This is a genomic window from Shewanella acanthi, from assembly GCF_019457475.1.
Classification (GTDB): domain Bacteria; phylum Pseudomonadota; class Gammaproteobacteria; order Enterobacterales; family Shewanellaceae; genus Shewanella; species Shewanella acanthi.
This window is the reverse complement of the sequence record NZ_CP080413.1, coordinates 2493874-2509133: the sequence shown is the minus strand read 5'-3', so window position 1 is coordinate 2509133 and position 15260 is coordinate 2493874. Positions and strand designations below refer to the sequence as shown.

At 45.7% G+C, this 15260-nt stretch carries 15 protein-coding genes; 10 read left to right on the top strand and 5 right to left on the bottom strand.

Annotation, left to right across the window (positions count from 1 at the left end):
* The first annotated feature begins 25 nt into the window (after positions 1–25).
* Genes msbA through K0H61_RS10945 form a run of 3 tightly spaced genes read left to right on the top strand, consistent with a single transcriptional unit; the run spans position 26 to position 3038 of the window.
* Positions 26–1828, top strand: coding sequence for a lipid A export permease/ATP-binding protein MsbA (msbA, locus tag K0H61_RS10955; RefSeq protein ID WP_220049251.1), 1803 nt, complete (start codon positions 26–28; stop codon positions 1826–1828).
* A complete protein-coding gene (gene lpxK, locus K0H61_RS10950) occupies positions 1829–2854 on the top strand; it encodes a tetraacyldisaccharide 4'-kinase (protein WP_220049249.1) in 1026 nt (341 codons plus the stop codon).
* A 4-nt stretch (positions 2855–2858) separates the two neighbouring features.
* On the top strand, positions 2859–3038 hold the full coding sequence (locus tag K0H61_RS10945; RefSeq protein ID WP_220049247.1) for a Trm112 family protein: 180 nt from the start codon (positions 2859–2861) through the stop codon (positions 3036–3038).
* A 142-nt stretch (positions 3039–3180) separates the two neighbouring features.
* Here the strand turns inward: K0H61_RS10945 and K0H61_RS10940 are convergent, their stop codons facing one another.
* Positions 3181–3681: a hypothetical protein gene (locus tag K0H61_RS10940; RefSeq protein WP_220049245.1), complete on the bottom strand. Its 501-nt coding sequence runs from the start codon at positions 3679–3681 to the stop codon at positions 3181–3183.
* Between the two features lie 259 nt (positions 3682–3940).
* Here K0H61_RS10940 and K0H61_RS10935 point away from each other — a divergent pair, with 259 nt between their 5' ends.
* Complete coding sequence (locus tag K0H61_RS10935; protein ID WP_220049244.1) at positions 3941–4630, top strand: energy-coupling factor ABC transporter permease; 690 nt, start codon at positions 3941–3943, stop codon at positions 4628–4630.
* Between the two features lie 91 nt (positions 4631–4721).
* On the opposite strand, the gene K0H61_RS10930 is transcribed toward K0H61_RS10935, so the two are convergent.
* Together K0H61_RS10930 and K0H61_RS10925 are read right to left on the bottom strand one after the other, a co-directional pair.
* Complete coding sequence (locus K0H61_RS10930; RefSeq protein ID WP_220049243.1) at positions 4722–5078, bottom strand: glutaredoxin family protein; 357 nt, start codon at positions 5076–5078, stop codon at positions 4722–4724.
* Between the two features lie 298 nt (positions 5079–5376).
* Positions 5377–8547 (bottom strand): DUF748 domain-containing protein, encoded by a 3171-nt coding sequence (locus K0H61_RS10925; RefSeq protein WP_220049241.1) that lies wholly within the window; start codon positions 8545–8547, stop codon positions 5377–5379.
* Positions 8548–8850: 303 nt separating this feature from the next.
* On the opposite strand from K0H61_RS10925, the gene K0H61_RS10920 reads away from it, so the two are divergent.
* The 3 genes from K0H61_RS10920 to K0H61_RS10910 all read left to right on the top strand — a co-directional run bounded on the left by K0H61_RS10920 (position 8851) and on the right by K0H61_RS10910 (position 10172).
* The gene (locus K0H61_RS10920) at positions 8851–9555 is read left to right on the top strand and encodes a DUF445 domain-containing protein (protein WP_220049240.1); all 705 of its coding nucleotides are present in this window, start codon (positions 8851–8853) and stop codon (positions 9553–9555) included.
* 70 nt (positions 9556–9625) lie between these two features.
* Entirely contained in the window at positions 9626–9976 is a 351-nt protein-coding gene (locus tag K0H61_RS10915; RefSeq protein ID WP_220049238.1) for a VOC family protein, read from the top strand.
* Complete coding sequence (locus K0H61_RS10910; protein WP_220049236.1) at positions 9957–10172, top strand: DUF1289 domain-containing protein; 216 nt, start codon at positions 9957–9959, stop codon at positions 10170–10172. The genes K0H61_RS10915 and K0H61_RS10910 overlap by 20 nt, the downstream gene beginning before the upstream one ends.
* An 81-nt stretch (positions 10173–10253) precedes the next feature.
* On the opposite strand, the gene cdd is transcribed toward K0H61_RS10910, so the two are convergent.
* On the bottom strand, positions 10254–11144 hold the full coding sequence (cdd, locus tag K0H61_RS10905) for a cytidine deaminase (RefSeq protein WP_220049234.1): 891 nt from the start codon (positions 11142–11144) through the stop codon (positions 10254–10256).
* A gap of 249 nt (positions 11145–11393) precedes the next feature.
* The gene (sbcB, locus tag K0H61_RS10900; RefSeq protein WP_220049233.1) at positions 11394–12806 is read right to left on the bottom strand and encodes an exodeoxyribonuclease I; all 1413 of its coding nucleotides are present in this window, start codon (positions 12804–12806) and stop codon (positions 11394–11396) included.
* Positions 12807–12983: 177 nt separating this feature from the next.
* Here sbcB and K0H61_RS10895 point away from each other — a divergent pair, with 177 nt between their 5' ends.
* From K0H61_RS10895 to K0H61_RS10885, 3 genes are all read left to right on the top strand, one after another.
* Entirely contained in the window at positions 12984–13805 is an 822-nt protein-coding gene (locus K0H61_RS10895) for a hypothetical protein (protein WP_220052661.1), read from the top strand.
* A gap of 74 nt (positions 13806–13879) precedes the next feature.
* Positions 13880–14698: a 23S rRNA (guanine(745)-N(1))-methyltransferase gene (gene rlmA, locus K0H61_RS10890; protein WP_220049231.1), complete on the top strand. Its 819-nt coding sequence runs from the start codon at positions 13880–13882 to the stop codon at positions 14696–14698.
* A gap of 303 nt (positions 14699–15001) precedes the next feature.
* Positions 15002–15211, top strand: coding sequence for a cold-shock protein (locus K0H61_RS10885; RefSeq protein ID WP_011072720.1), 210 nt, complete (start codon positions 15002–15004; stop codon positions 15209–15211).
* Positions 15212–15260 lie beyond the last annotated feature (49 nt).

The window sequence follows — 15260 nt, the reverse complement described above, 5'->3', positions numbered from 1 at the left end:
ACTTTGCCATAATTTAGTGTTTTCCATGACAGCATCTCCTAATGACGAAATGTGGGTAGTATTCAAACGATTACTCGGCTATCTCAAACCCATGAAAGGCATGTTTATGCTTTCAGTCGCAGGCCTCATTGTTTACGGCTTGGTCGACGCGGCGTTTATCTCTTTTATTGGCCCTTTTATTGATAAGGGCTTTAGCAGCGCCCCTGCAATCAGTAACGGTATTGCCTTACCCGCTAATCAGGGATTCAGTGCCGATAACAAGGTGCTGCTGATGGCACCGCTGGTGGTCATCGGCATGTTTGCCCTGCGCGGTTTTGCAAACTTTGTCTCGACCTATGGTATTTCTTACATGAGCTCCCAGCTCATTATGAATATGCGTCAGCAAGTATTTGAACATTATCTTAGACTTCCCGTCAGTTTTATGGATAAGGAAAATACCGGTAACCTAATTTCGAAAGTGACCTTCGATACCGAGCAAATCGCCCGTGCATCGGGCAGTGCCTTGATTTCGATTGTCCGTGACGGTGTGACCGTGATTGGGATGCTGGCACTGATGTTTTACAATTCTTGGAAGCTGTCACTCTGTATCTTAGTGATAGGTCCTGTGATGGGCTTAGTGATCACCATTGTGAGTCGTCGTTTCCGCAAAGTGTCTAAGCAGATCCAAACTGCGATGGGTGATGTTAGCGCGGCGACCGAGCAGATGATCAAAGGCCACAAAAACGTCCTTGCCTTTGGTGGACAAGAAACCGAAACGGCGCGCTTTGCTAAGGTGAACGATAGAAACCGTCACCAAAACATGAAGTTGGCCGTAGCGCAAGCCATCAGTCAGCCGCTTATTATGGTCATAGGCTCTTTTGCCTTGGCCTTTGTGCTCTATGCGGCAAGTTTTGATGGCATGAAGTCTGAGCTTACCGCGGGTACCTTCGCGACCATTCTTGGTGCCATGATGGCCATGTTGCAACCTATTAAAAACCTTACTCGCGTTAATGCCGAGTTCCAACGGGGTATTGCGGCTTGTACCACAGTATTTGAGTTGCTTGACTCATCGCCCGAATCGGATACGGGTACTTATTCTATCGAGCGTGCTCAGGGGAACCTGCGCTTTAGCGGCGTGACCTTTAGCTATCCAGGGCAGGAGCGCCTTGCGCTGGATAATATCGATTTTGAGGTGACTCAGGGCCAGACACTGGCACTGGTGGGGCGCTCAGGTTCGGGTAAATCGACCATTGCCAGTTTAGTGACCCGTTTCTATACCGGATTAGAGTCGGGTGATATTAAGCTCGATGATGTCAGTATTTACGATTACTCGTTGAAATCATTGCGTAATCAAGTGGCATTAGTGTCGCAGCAGGTGACGTTGTTTAACGATACGATTGCCAACAACATCGCCTATGCATATCCCGGAGAAGTGACCCGCGAACAGATTATCGAAGCGGCGACGCTTGCTCATGCAATGGAGTTTATTGACCAATTGCCCGAGGGCTTAGATACCCAAGTGGGTGAAAACGGTGTACTCCTCTCGGGTGGTCAACGTCAACGTATCGCGATTGCCCGTGCGATGCTCCGTGATGCGCCGGTGCTTATCCTTGATGAGGCAACCTCTGCACTGGATACTGAGTCTGAAAAAGCCATCCAGCAGGGTTTAGATAACCTGCGGCAAAACCGTACCTCATTGGTGATTGCTCACCGTCTTTCGACGATTGAAAATGCCGACCAAATCCTCGTGGTCGAGCAGGGCAGAATCGTCGAACGTGGCAACCATAAGTCGTTGTTAGAGCAGGGCGGAATGTACGCCAAGCTTTATCAAATGCAGTTTGGTAGCTAAATGCAGTCGCTGGTTAATAAAATTTGGTATCAAGGCCACCCATTACGGTGGCTGTTACTGCCATTTTCTTTACTGTTTGCGCTTATCACGACTTTCCGTCGCAGTTTATTTCGTTTAGGAATTAAGTCTCAAACCCAGCTTCCTGTGCCCATTATTATTGTTGGTAATATTACCGTCGGGGGGAGTGGTAAAACGCCAACCGTCATTTATCTTATCGAATTGCTGAGACATCATGGTTTTAACCCTGGGGTGATCAGTCGAGGTTACGGCGCGGATATCCAAGGGGTAAAAGTCGTATCGCCCGATGCAACGCCTAAAGATGTAGGCGATGAGCCTGCGATGATCGTTGCCCGCACAGGTGTGCCTATGGTCGTGGGCTCAAAACGCGTCGATACTGCAAATAAGTTAATTTCTGAGTTTGGTGTCGATGTGATCATCAGTGATGATGGTTTGCAGCACTATGCTCTAGGCCGTGATATTGAGCTGGTGGTGATTGATGGTCAGCGTCAGCTTGGTAATGGCTATCTGTTGCCAGCAGGCCCTTTACGAGAGGGGGCATGGCGGCTCAACCAAGCGGATTTTGTGGTGGTAAACGGCGGGCCTGCAACCCAAGGTCAATTTGAGATGCAGCTTGTACCATGCGGTGTATTGCCGGTCAAACCTCACTCAGTACTCGAATTTGATGCAAATCAAGACCTAGTGGCAATGGCGGGGATTGGTAATCCAGAGCGATTTTTTGATGCCCTGCGTCAGCAAGGCTATCAAATAGCGTTAACCCACGCCTTTGATGATCATCAGGCCTACGATAAAACGCAGTTAAGCGATGTGGCAATTGGGCGACCGTTGCTCATGACTGAAAAAGATGCGGTTAAATGTCGCGATTTTGCACAAGAAAACTGGTGGTATTTGGCCGTGGATGCCAAGCTATCACCCACTTTTGATGAACAGCTAATGAGTCGCCTGCGCGCAGTGATTGCTGCTAAAAACGAGGCAGACTGCAATAACAGACGCAAACTGAAGGAATAAGCCCATGGCATTTGATAAAAAACTACTAGATATCGTTGCTTGCCCTGTGTGTAAGGGAAAACTGGAATACGATAAAACGGCGCAGCAGTTAGTCTGTAAAGCCGATAAACTGGCATATCCTATTACCGAAGGAATTCCAGTATTGCTTGAAAACCGTGCAGTACCCTTAAGTGAAAACGCCTAAGCCAAAAAGGCGTTATTGATAAAGAATTTAAGACAGCGCGGCCTTAGGTGTATCTTCTCGATTCAACTTTAGGACGCGCCTTTCGTTTATCAGTGGCGGCGGGGTATTTTTTTAGCCAAGCCATAGCCGTTAACGCGACGTGTTAATAGCGTACAAACTTTTGCTTATCTGCATCCGTTGCACCGTCTTTGCATTCTCCACGTATTTCACCACGGCCCGATTCGATATAGCGGCTTAATTCGAAGTAACCGTCACGGCAATAACCTGTCATTTCAAGGGTTTTAGTCAATCCCAATTCAACCTGTTGACCCCAAAGCTCCAAATCTTCAGTTTTATTCATGTCATTTCGGCCTTGTTCTCGGCCACCTTGACTATGTTGGCGCATCGGTCCTTGTCTTGTGCCTGATTCTGGTCGTGAACCTTGACGTGACATATCTTGGTCACCATCGGGCTCACCCCTAAGGCCTCTTTGTTCTACGATACTGGCTTGATAGGTAAAAAATTTGAGGCCGTCAGCGCGAATATCTGTGGTGAATTTATCTTTTAACTTACCCGCAAAATCCTGGGGTTTTACGGGCGCTGAGCTGCAGGCGATCAGGGAAAAGCAGCCAAATAGGCCTAGACCGATGGTTCTCAGTGGCATAGCGATTCTACTCTTTGTCAGTTAACTATGTGAAGAATACCTCAAGAGGCCTATTAATATCATACAATTATTCGGTATCAACCGATTAAATATCCGCTCAATAATTGCTTGAAATTGGATAGGGTAAATGTCTTGAAGTTCGGCAACTTAAATGTAAATTCTCGTAAAGTTAAGGCGTACCTTGGGAAGGCTAACGGGGGGCATGGGGACAGAAGCAAATCAATGTTGACTTAATTGAGTGGCTAAGGAGTGTGAGTCGATGAGGGGATCTTGGTCTAATTGGTTTGCGCAAATCGACTGGAGTATCAGTTTACTTCAATGTGTGGCGATGGTGCTATTAGCCGTTTGGATATATGCCATTTGGCCACGCAGCGAACTGCAACAGGTGCTGCGTGAAAAAAGCCTACAGTGGCGCCTGCTTTATGTGTTGCTAGCCATTAATACGCTTTGGCTGGTCAATGCCAGTATCCAATCGGGACTGCATTTGCACTTTCTGGGAATAGTCACTTTTCTGTTAATGTTTGGCTGGCGTTTAGCCACTGTGGTATTGCTTCTTCCCAGCGCATTTTTTAGTGTTTTTGTATTAAAGCAGCCGGCAGAATTCGCCGCTTTTAGCCTTTTTTCCGTGGCGATACCGTTGTTTTGCGCCTTTATTTTCTACAGCCGCAGCTATCACCTGTTACCCAAACATATCTTTGTGTTTATCTTCGTCGGCGCCTTTATTAATGCGGGGTTGTCGATGGTTTCCCACCAGTTCAGTTGGGCGATTTGGATGTGGATATCCTCGGATTATGAATGGAGCGTATTGCTGGACAATTATCTTGTTCTTATCCCCTTATTGGCGTTTCCCGAGGCGCTGTTAAATGGCATGGCCGTCACTTTAATGGTGGTGTATCAGCCCCAGTGGTTAATTGATTTTTCAGACAGGGAATATCTTTGGCGTTCCTAATAAGGGCGCTTTTGGTCGTTTGGTAATTAACCAAAGACGCCCTCAATATGCTCAGGGACACAACACTCTACAAAAGTCGAGTTATAAGTGATTAGGCAAAGCGTTGATCTAAATATTGAATAATGTCTTTAGACTCATATAGCCATTGCACTTTGCCAGCTTCTTCGATGCGAAGACAAGGCACTTGCTGTTTTCCACCGAGGTTTTGCAATTCTTCTTTAAAAGGTGACTGTTTAGCATCGCGGGTTTGGATGTTCAGACCTTGACGACGCATGGCGCGGCGCACCTTTACGCAGAAGGGGCAGGCTGGATATTGATAAAGGGCCAGTGATTGAGTTTGAGCATCAATTTGTTGTTGCTCTGCGCTTGGGCGATGGCGCTTTTTAGGGGCGAATACAAAGTTAAGTAACAGGATAATTCTGCCTAAAATCCAGCGAATAATGAACATATTGACCTCTTAAAAGGGGTGAGTAATGCAGCTCATCTATCTTGAGCATAACCTTCGTTATCTGCTCAGGTTAGATTCACTCAAGATGTCTCTGATACTGCGCACATAAAGCTTGGCAGTGTAACCTAAGCGATTGTTGAGGCCAAGGCATCAGCGTCATCGAGTTTGGGTAAATTGAGGATTAACCCAGGAGGTAAGCGTCCAACATGCCGTATCAAAAATGGCGAATACTTCAAATAGTCCATCAAGAATGAATGCTTCCAGTCTTGATGGACTCTGTCGCAATTAAGGCAAAGTGTTAGTTAGCATCTAGGCTCATGGTGACCTGCGCCGCCTGTTGATTGAGACTGACTCGACTCTCTAGCAGGAATATCCGCTCATGGGCAATCGCCTTAGTATCTACCAGATAGGCTTTTACCGCTTTTGCCCTGTCCTGAGCTAAATCACCGAGCATGGCTTGGGTGACCTGTTGGTTTTTTACAATCAGGTTATAAAGGGCGATATGCCAACGAGTTAAGAGCTCCTCATCCGATAGGCTTGTTTGCGCCTCCTTAATGACGTCCTCTTTAATCAGCTTGGGATCGGTTTTCAGATCCTGTTCATAGAGTGTCACAAGCGCATCGGCTAAAGGACCCTGTGTTGGGAATTGGCTTGGGCTTAAATCCGTCGGTAAGTCATTAAATTGCACGTTAGCCGTCCGTGCCAATTTGCGTTTTAGGATCCGTTCGGCAATGCCTTGGCTATCACTGACAAGATCGACGCTGCCTTCAAGATTGAGCTTGAGCATCGGACGATCGTTTAATGCCTTGGCCAGTTTCTCTAGGTTCTTTTCCTCTTTGGCATTTATCTGGTATTTACCTGGGGCAAAGTTGACTTGATCTAAGCTTTCATCGGAACTGACAAGCCCTGCTAACAGGCTAAAGGGCGCGGTTACCGCCTTAGTCACCACATTGGTTAGCGCCGTCATAAGAATGCTACCAATACTAAAGCTTGGGGAGTTCAAATCTCCCGAAACATCGAGGCCTAGGTCAATGACACCATGTCTGTCTTGGAGCAGCGCGATAGCAAGGGTGACGGGTAAACTGGTCGCTAAGTCACTGTTGCTTCGCTTACCCAGTTTAAGTTTGTCGACCACTAAGTGGTTGCTGCCCTTGAGTTTGTTATCTTCTAGCTGATAATTGAGGGCGAGGGATAGCTGTCCTCTGTCGATGTAATAACCGGCATAGGTGCCCGAATAGGGGTTAACCGACGTAAGCTCCACATTTTTAAACACTAAGTCTAAGTCGAGATAGGGTTTCTCTAGCAGTGGGTTGATATCGCCTTTCAGCGTCACGGGGGCATACCTGTCAATTTTCCCTTGAATATTAACCGAAGCTTTGGTGCCTGGTTTAGACGATAAATGATTGATATAACCTGAAAGTTGCTCGATTCCCGAGGCAAAATTGGGCGTCAGTGAGTTATCTGCGAAAAAGGCTGAGCCATCGTTTACAGTGATTTTTTGTATATCTAAGGTCAGCTCGGGTGTGTTAGCGCCGCCAGTGCTCGCGATCTGTGTTGCGGAATGCTCACTTGCCTCCAAGTGAGTAACGGTTTGTACTTTAGGCTGGGTTGTCGCTGCTTGGCTCTCTGGCTGTTCAACGAGCAGTTGGCTGATATTGGTTGTTCTATCCTTGGCAATCACTACCTTCGCATAGGGTTTATCTAAGCTGAGGTTATCGATTTGGATATGGTTTGTCGCTTGGTCAAAATCGAGCTGATTGACTGTCATCTTTTGCCATTTCAACAGCGGAGACTTACGGCTCTTATCGGTAACGGTCAGCTCATCTATCCCAATACTGCCTTGAAAAATCGCTTTGCCCTTGGCATCTGCACTGAGCTGTCCTTCAGAGCTTAACAGGCCGCTCTTAAGATAAACATTCACGTAGGGCGTAAGGTAGGGTTGGAACTGAGCCAAATCGAGTTTATCCAGTTGTAACTTGGCATCGATTGCCTCATTACTCGGATCCAGTTGCCCTTGGGATGCGAACTGTCCCTTATCATTGATGTTAAAAGAAAATTGGTAATCAATGGGTTTATTCAGTGCGCTGGTGATTTTTTGGGTTGCCAGATTCAGTGGGTAAATACGCCATTGCAGCGCATCGGCGGTGAGTTTGTGCTCCGTTAACTGAATATCGTAATTTTCAACATTGATCCTATTGAGCGTGACAGACCAAGGGTGGGATTTTGGATTTTCAGTGGTGGTTTGCGGCGTGATTGCAGTTTGCTGAGCTGTGATATTTTCGATGGATTTAGGGGTAAATAGTGAGCCTAAATCAAGGCCTTGTTCATCGAAAATGGCTTTTAGGGTTAAGCCCTTTGTGTACAGTTTGCCGATATTGACCTTTTGCAATGCCAAATCGCTACTAATGTCATTCAAACTGAACAATGGCAGCTTAACAAAGGGTTGCCCTTGATGAGTAAAGGTAAGGTTTTCGAGGGTAACTTTGCCGTTCTGGGTTGTCAGTTCGAGCGGTTTACCTTCGTTAAACATAACTTGGAATTGGCTATTGGCGCTGAGCTGTCCATCTGTCAGCGCGGCCGTAAATTGCTCGTCGATAAAGGACCAAAGCGGTGCAAATTTGATTTTACTGATTTGGCTGTCGCCTACAAGTTTAAAGGGGTATAGCTGAAACTCGCCTTTGAGGGTGATAACTCCGTCGTGGTTATCCTTAAGTGCAGCGCTTAATTGATTGTACTTAAGAGTATTATCTGTAGGTGATTGCGGATCTTCATTTAGATTGACATCAAGCGTGTTTGGGCTGTCGCTTGGCTTATCGTTTGTGCTTGAGGGGGGATTTACTGCGGTATCGACCAGTAAATGAGCTGAGTCGAACTGCGATAGGGACAAGGCAATATCAGGGTAGTGGATTTCGGCATTGGTCGTTTTGTCGAAGAAATGTACCTGACCGGCCGTTAGAGTGAAATCCCCTAGGATAATGCGTGCAGGGCTAGTGTTAACGGCGGTGTCGGGTTCATTGTTTACGGCTGGTGTGTTTAGGGCTGCGAGGATATCGTCAAAGTTAAATTGGGTTTCACCCGTCGGGGATAAGGCGCGTTCAATATTTGCGTACGGGCCTTCAAGCTTAATGTCCTTAATGACCAACGCTTGTTTAAGCGCTGACTCCCAGATATTGAGCTCAAACTCTAGCTGGCTTATTCCTGCAAATGGCCTTTTATCTATTTCTTTAAGTTCAAGCCCGACAATTTTTACCCTTGTGCTGAAGGGATTGATACTGACATCGTGAAGATTTACTGGGCGATGCAGTAGTGCTGAAATCTTCTCGGGTGCTATGGCAACTATCGATTGGGGTATTATCCATCCCAAGGTGGCAAGGTAACCAAGGTAAGCCGCTGAAGTATAGAAGAGAATACGTTGATAACGAGGGCGACTGCTGAAGGCGAGTTTTAATCGGGAAAGTTGCATAGGCATGGTAAGTCTAAGGCTCCAATGCATGAAAAGTGCACAAATCTGTCGGTGAATTCTGCTTAGGTTTTTGAAGGATGGGCAAGTGTACACTAGATGTTTTATAAAATCTTGATTAAATCCACAGGGTTAGCGAGATGCAGTACTGAATAAGTTAGCATATCTGTGTGATATTGACGGTATTTAAAGGTGAGTCGTCGCAGGTAATTTATGTCGATTATCACCTCGCATCATTAGACCAAAGTGTTCATCCATGGGTAAAATAGCCAGCATTGCTATTAGTTCATAAGCATCTAAGGGGATGAAAGATTGAATAAAAGTTTAGTGACTAATGCGTTAGCGGCCATCTTTGTACTTGTGGGCTACGGTTTTAGTTTGCCAATCGTTTTTAATGTGGGGTTGTTTGCGTTATCGGGGGCGATAACCAACTGGCTTGCGGTGTACATGTTATTTGAAAAAGTTCCGGGATTATATGGTTCGGGTGTGGTGCCGTCGCGTTTCGAAGAGTTTAAGGCGGGCATTGCCCATTTGATGATGAATCAATTCTTTACTACCGAAAATATTGACCGCTTCCTATCCGAGAAAGAAGGATTAACCAACTTCGATTTAGCGCCGGTAATCGATAAGGTGGATTTAGCGCCGTCATTCGATGCACTGGTGAATACCGTCGCGCAATCTTCCTTCGGTGGCATGCTGGCCATGTTTGGTGGCACAGAAGCGCTCGTGCCCTTAAAGGAGCCGTTTATTGAGAAGATGAAGGCTTCTTTAGTTGAATTGGCCAATAGCGAGAAATTTCATGAATTACTCAAGGAAGAAATTGAGCAGCCTAAAATGATGGCCGATCTTCAGAGTAAAATTGCTAACATTGTCGAGCAACGCCTCAATGAGTTAACGCCGCAGATGGTGAAGCGCATAGTGCAGGAAATGATTGAAACCCATTTGGGCTGGTTAGTGGTCTGGGGCGGGGTATTTGGTGGCGCCATTGGACTTGTTGCCGCTTTGCTCCAGGGGTAATCTGGCAACCGACTATACTAACAAGGGGAGCATAGGCTCCCTTTTTTGTTCGATGATTTCAGGGATGGCTATGAATAGACACAACAGCATCAATTATTTAGAAATTCCAACTGCAGATATCGCCAGTTCAAAAGCATTTTTCAACAAGGTGTTTGGCTGGCAGTTTCAAGATTATGGTCCCGAATACAGTTGCTTTCTCGACGCAGGTATCAACGGCGGTTTTTATCAATCCAATGCGCTGTTTACCCTAGAGAAGGGCTCTCCCCTGATAGTGCTGTACAGCAAAGCATTAGATGAGACGCAAGCGGCGATAACTGCGGCCGGCGGTACGATTTGCAAGGCTATTTTTAGTTTTCCTGGTGGACGGCGATTCCATTTTACTGAACCCTGCGGCAACGAATATGCAGTCTGGTCAGAATAAGAATAATAGTGACAGCATCAGTAATCCCTGCGTGCGAAATTGTTGCCTCGATCAGCAGGATATTTGCATGGGATGTTTTCGCCATTTAGACGAGATATTAGGCTGGCGCACCTTTACGGATGAGGAACGATTTGCCTGTTATCAGCGAATGGCGGAGCGTAAAGCGACGTTTCAGCGCACGCTAAAATGGAGATAAGCCACTGGGTTGAAACACCCTGACCAATCTCCATTTTGTTTTAGTTCAAGCCTAAATAGGGCATTCGCTTTAAGCTGGGGACTAAATAGGATCGACTACAATATGTTCAAGTTCAATGGCGGCAACGGCATGCAGCGCATCCATGGTAGCACCCACGAGACTTATTTTCCCTTGGGACGACTCGACTAATACCGCGCGGCGGATTTCACTAAAATCACGGTTGTGGCGAATGAGGGTAGATAGCGCCATCTGCATTGGTAGCATAGAAGGGTTAAAGGCGGCATTCTCTGCATAACGACCGCAATAGGTTGCGCCATCGGAGGTTTCAAGTACGACGGCAGCATAGCTTTGGGTATAGGGCGCGTAGCTTAATCCTGCATGATCTAAGGCTTCAATCACCATAGGATCGCTACTATCTAGGGCTAATTCGATTTGCCGTTTTGCCAGTAGAGGAGTATCAACGTTGAGATCCTTTGGCCCAAATGCATAGGGTAAATAGTAGGATAGCATGTGAGTATCTTGGCTGGGTAAATGAACTTTGATTTTCCCCCCATCAACTAACTCATTCATAAATTGTCGACAATGGCCGCATGGCGTGGCATTGACAATCATATCGACGATTTGAGTTTCACCACTCAGCCAAGCATGGCTGATAGCACTTTGCTCGGCGTGCACCGAATGGAATAGGGCTTCGCCTGGAACTTCCAAATTGGCGCCCATATAGATATCACCACTTTTTCCCTTAGCAATAGCACCGACATAAAACTCGCTGATGGGTGGTTTAGCTAAGGCTGCGGCAATCGGCAGGAGAGCGAGTAACAATGCTTCCTCACTCATTTGACAGCTTTGTTTTAAGTCAGCGAGTTGCTGCGCATCAATATGCCCAGCAAAGTTGTGGTGCAGCAGGGGAATAATTGCATCGGCCAAAGGCCTTGGCAGTTGGGTTATGCTGCGAATAAATCTGTCTTGCATCTCCCGACTCCTTGTAAATTGAATGTATGGGCGAACATTTTAGTCATTCTGTTTCAGACTAAATGCGAGCAAAATCGCGTTTAGCCATTGTTTTGAGGCTTGTTCCCGTTAGAGACTTACGGTGAGCAAGCCCTTGTATTAAATAGCTTGGTATAGTGAGTAACGTGCTCACAAGCCGCGGGTGCTCTTATTTTGAGTAAGGACGACTTTTGACACTAACTCATCATCGAGCGCAATATCGACAGTTTTCTAAAGACCCCGTAAATAATGGCACAATGCGGCTAACAGCTTTTGTTTTTGCTCATCTTCCTCAGTATCTTGCAACAGATTTTCAAGTTTTAGCAGATAATCGGGATCCGATAGTCGCTGTTGGCAAAAATTCCGCCAGCGTCTAGCTTCTTGATCATCGAGTAACTCGGGATAGTTGCGTGCCCGAAAACGAAATAGCATCTCAGGGATACGTTCATCATCGAATTGCAGATCGAGTGCCGCTAAATTGTGAGGCAGAGTATGGCGGATGATTTCCATTTTTGCTTTGTCCGCAGGGCTGAAAAAGCCGCCGGAATAGAGCATTAAATCGGGGTCAGTTGTGTTTAAGTCGCCGTCATGCTCAAACAGTTGGGCTAATTTTTCACGAACCTCTGGTTGACTCTTTAGGCGTTTATACTGCTCACGGGCAAAGGCTTTATCAATATTTAAGCGCTCGGCCTGAGCATCATCCAAAATTTTGGCTGAGGTAATAAAAGGGCATTTATTCAGGTGGATTTGTTTTACCGGTATAGGTAATTCATCCTCTGCTAACTCGCTTCGCGGCGTATACATACGCGTTTTGATTTGCTCGACGTCCAACTCAAACAATGGGGTTAAATCCATGGCTAAGTTAACACAAATTACGGCATTTTTATTACTCGGATGATATGCAACGGGCGCTATCAATGTTGTACAGCCGTGTAGGGCACTAATTTTTGAACTGACATGGGCAAGAGGTTGCATATTCAGCACATCCACTTGCGCCGCGACATGTTGTTTACGGCGTAAATCGAAGTAGTACTGAAATAGCTTAGGTTGTTTTTCTTTGATTAACTTTGCCAGTGCAATAGTGGCGTACACGTCACTCATCGCATCGTGGGCCTTATCGTGGCTTAAGCCGTTTGCAACGGTGAGATGCTCTAATTTAAAACTGGGACTGCCATCTTCCCTAAGCGGCCAGTTAATTCCATCGGGTCTAAAGGCATAACATGCACGTACCAGGTCAATAATATCCCAGCGAGAATTGCCGTTTTGCCATTCGCGGGCGTAGGGGTCGATAAAATTGCGATAAAAACCATAGCGGCTTACTTCATCGTCAAATCTTAAAGAGTTGTAACCCGCAACGCAGGTATTGGGCTGGCTGAATAAACCATGAATGCGGCCCATAAATTCAGTTTCGGGTAATCCCTTTAAATTGGCCAGTTGTGGAGTGATCCCTGTGATCAAGATGGCTTCAGGGGACGGCAGATAATCCGTTGCCTGTTTGCAGTAAAAGGTTTCTGGTTCGCCGATGATATTGAGGTCTAAGTCAGTGCGGATCCCGGCGAACTGTGCAGGTCTGTCTTTAGCGGGGTTGGCACCAAAGGTTTCATAATCGTGCCAAAAGATACTTGGCTGGGATTGTGTATACATAATATAAATCGAATGACTGTTTTGTCGAATCATAGCATCTTAACACTTAAACTCCCTGTAATAATATTTTGCATGAAATCGCCAAGAGAAATTATATTGAAAAGAGAAGCGGTTAACGGGTGACCTTAAGCACAAATGGACGTTACAATTCGCCTCGATAAGGGAGATGTCTTGCTGATGCATCATCAATATTTTAACGAACCTATGTTACTCGATGTTGGACAGACATCCATTTTGACCTTAACCCTGCCTGTGCATGTCAGTGATTTTTCGCTATTACAGGCAATAGGTGCGCCTTTACTCGAGTTAATTGTGGTTTCTATCGGCGATAAACCGCAAATTGCAGTGCGATTTCAGCCGTTGTTCGCTTTTAAAATCCATCCGTCAAGTGATGTTACTGTACAGCCCAATCAGACATTAATCGAAAATAGTGTGGTTCGCGGTGTGGGGCAGGGCGTTAGGCTCTATAACCGCATGGGCACTGCGCCTAAGTTTTATACCCAAGAATTACGCGAGGGCTTATCGCTCAATATCGATATTGGGCAAGGGCTCTCAATCGCCCTTAATCAAGGCGCTAAATTTGAGTTAATAACACTTGAGTCGGATGTTCGAAGCACCCAGGAGCCTAAAGTGTTAACGTTAGCCAAGGCGTTATTGGCGCGAAAATACGATTATGATGTGAGTGCCGAAACCATTGCCGTTTATTTGGCAGAAATTGAACAAATTCGCCTAGAACTACAGGCATTTTGGCGTGGTGAATTGGGCGTTTGTCATCAAGGGCTTGCCAGCGATGCAATGAAACTTGAGCCCTTGCTACAACAAAAGCGCCAGTGGCTGTATCGCACCTATACCCATCTTTTTGAACGTTCGAGCTATGGCCGAGCTTCAAATGACGGTCACGATATCGATCAAGCTATGAGAAAACTACAATGTTTCGAATTGCTTGCGTCACCAGAGCTCTCGGAAATGGTAGAGCGTCTAATGGAGGATGAAGTTTAGCTGCAAGAATTGATCGCTTAGCTCTATCACGAACTTGTTACATTTGTTGCTTTTAAATTTTTCAGAGTATCAGTATGCAATATCTATGTCCCCTGTGTTCCTCGCCGCTATCACTCGTTGATCGCACCTGGGGATGCGCTAACTCCCATAAATTTGATATGGCTAAAGAAGGCTATGTGAACCTTTTGCCCGTGCAAAAGAAGAACTCAAAGGAGCCCGGTGACAATCAACAGATGATGTTATCTCGCCGAGAGTTTTTAAATGCCGGTCATTATCAGCATTTAAGTGATAGGGTAAATGAGCTTGCTAAGGAATATGCCAAAGGAGCCATACAGCTGCTCGATATTGGTTGCGGTGAAGGCTATTACAGTCACCGTTTGTATCAGACACTAAGTCAAGATAAAGCCTGCACACTTCAGGGGATTGATATTTCCAAATCGGCGATTCGATATGCGGCCAAGCGTTATCCCGAACTGCGATTTTGTGTCGCAAGCGCATATGAGATGCCCATTGAAACCGAAAGTGTGGATTTAGCCATTCGTATCTATGCACCATCGAAGGTTGAAGAATTACAGCGTGTAATGACCCAGGGGGGAGTATTGATCACGGTTTCTCCTGGTCCTTATCATCATTTTGCCCTGAAACAGCAGATTTATGCTGAACCAAGGTTGCACCCTGAGTCAGTTGCCAAGATTGATGGCTTTGAATGTTTACACCAAGAGAGACTTAGGTCTCAACTTGAACTTAAAAACAGCGAGCATATTGCGCATTTTCTCGAAATGACACCCTACGCCTGGAAGTTCAGCAGTGAACAAAAACAGCAATTCACCCAAAATGGCTTACTTTGCGAGCTTGATTTTCAGATAGAGGTTCACCGTAAATCAGTCGACTGACTGATATTAACCTATTGAAATTATGAATTTAAAATGCTTAACTGAAACAGCTAAATTCATAGAAGTGAATTCTTCTATGAGCCGGTTGTAAAGCCTAATTTAGCTGGTGTCTAAATAAATTTTTCAAAGTGTCGCAGTAGGTTGACTTATCTTTAGAATGGTTTATAGTCTTACTAGCTTGAAGGTTGGGCTTATATTTATGTGTTCAATACGACCAGTTCGTCCTGTAAACATAAGTAATACCGGCATTTTCCAGCTCCACCGCCGTTAAGGCTTTAATATTTTATTTACAGGATTTATATCATGTCTCAAGTTACTGGTGTTGTTAAGTGGTTCAACTCTGACAAAGGTTTTGGTTTCATCGAGCAAGAGTCTGGCCCAGACGTATTCGTACACTTCCGCGCTATCAACTCTGACGGTTTCAAGACTCTTGACGAAGGTCAAAAAGTGTCTTTCACTGTGACCCAAGGTCAAAAAGGTCCACAAGCTGAAAACGTAACTGTAATCGGTTAATTTTCAGTGCTTTTAGCTTAGTGCTAAAGGCAATGGATTATTAGAGCTG

What these genes read in the sequence shown, in the direction of transcription:
- K0H61_RS10930 (WP_220049243.1), bottom strand. Translation starts at nt 5,078, where the DNA reads ATGTTCATTATTCGCTGGATTTTAGGCAGAATTATCCTGTTACTTAAC.
- K0H61_RS10925 (WP_220049241.1), bottom strand. Translation starts at nt 8,547, where the DNA reads ATGCCTATGCAACTTTCCCGATTAAAACTCGCCTTCAGCAGTCGCCCT.
- K0H61_RS10885 (WP_011072720.1), top strand. Translation starts at nt 15,002, where the DNA reads ATGTCTCAAGTTACTGGTGTTGTTAAGTGGTTCAACTCTGACAAAGGT.
- K0H61_RS10940 (WP_220049245.1), bottom strand. Translation starts at nt 3,681, where the DNA reads ATGCCACTGAGAACCATCGGTCTAGGCCTATTTGGCTGCTTTTCCCTG.
- K0H61_RS10945 (WP_220049247.1), top strand. Translation starts at nt 2,859, where the DNA reads ATGGCATTTGATAAAAAACTACTAGATATCGTTGCTTGCCCTGTGTGT.
- sbcB (WP_220049233.1), bottom strand. Translation starts at nt 12,806, where the DNA reads ATGTATACACAATCCCAGCCAAGTATCTTTTGGCACGATTATGAAACC.
- K0H61_RS10910 (WP_220049236.1), top strand. Translation starts at nt 9,957, where the DNA reads ATGCAGTCTGGTCAGAATAAGAATAATAGTGACAGCATCAGTAATCCC.
- msbA (WP_220049251.1), top strand. Translation starts at nt 26, where the DNA reads ATGACAGCATCTCCTAATGACGAAATGTGGGTAGTATTCAAACGATTA.
- K0H61_RS10895 (WP_220052661.1), top strand. Translation starts at nt 12,984, where the DNA reads ATGCATCATCAATATTTTAACGAACCTATGTTACTCGATGTTGGACAG.
- lpxK (WP_220049249.1), top strand. Translation starts at nt 1,829, where the DNA reads ATGCAGTCGCTGGTTAATAAAATTTGGTATCAAGGCCACCCATTACGG.
- rlmA (WP_220049231.1), top strand. Translation starts at nt 13,880, where the DNA reads ATGCAATATCTATGTCCCCTGTGTTCCTCGCCGCTATCACTCGTTGAT.
- K0H61_RS10915 (WP_220049238.1), top strand. Translation starts at nt 9,626, where the DNA reads ATGAATAGACACAACAGCATCAATTATTTAGAAATTCCAACTGCAGAT.
- K0H61_RS10935 (WP_220049244.1), top strand. Translation starts at nt 3,941, where the DNA reads ATGAGGGGATCTTGGTCTAATTGGTTTGCGCAAATCGACTGGAGTATC.
- cdd (WP_220049234.1), bottom strand. Translation starts at nt 11,144, where the DNA reads ATGCAAGACAGATTTATTCGCAGCATAACCCAACTGCCAAGGCCTTTG.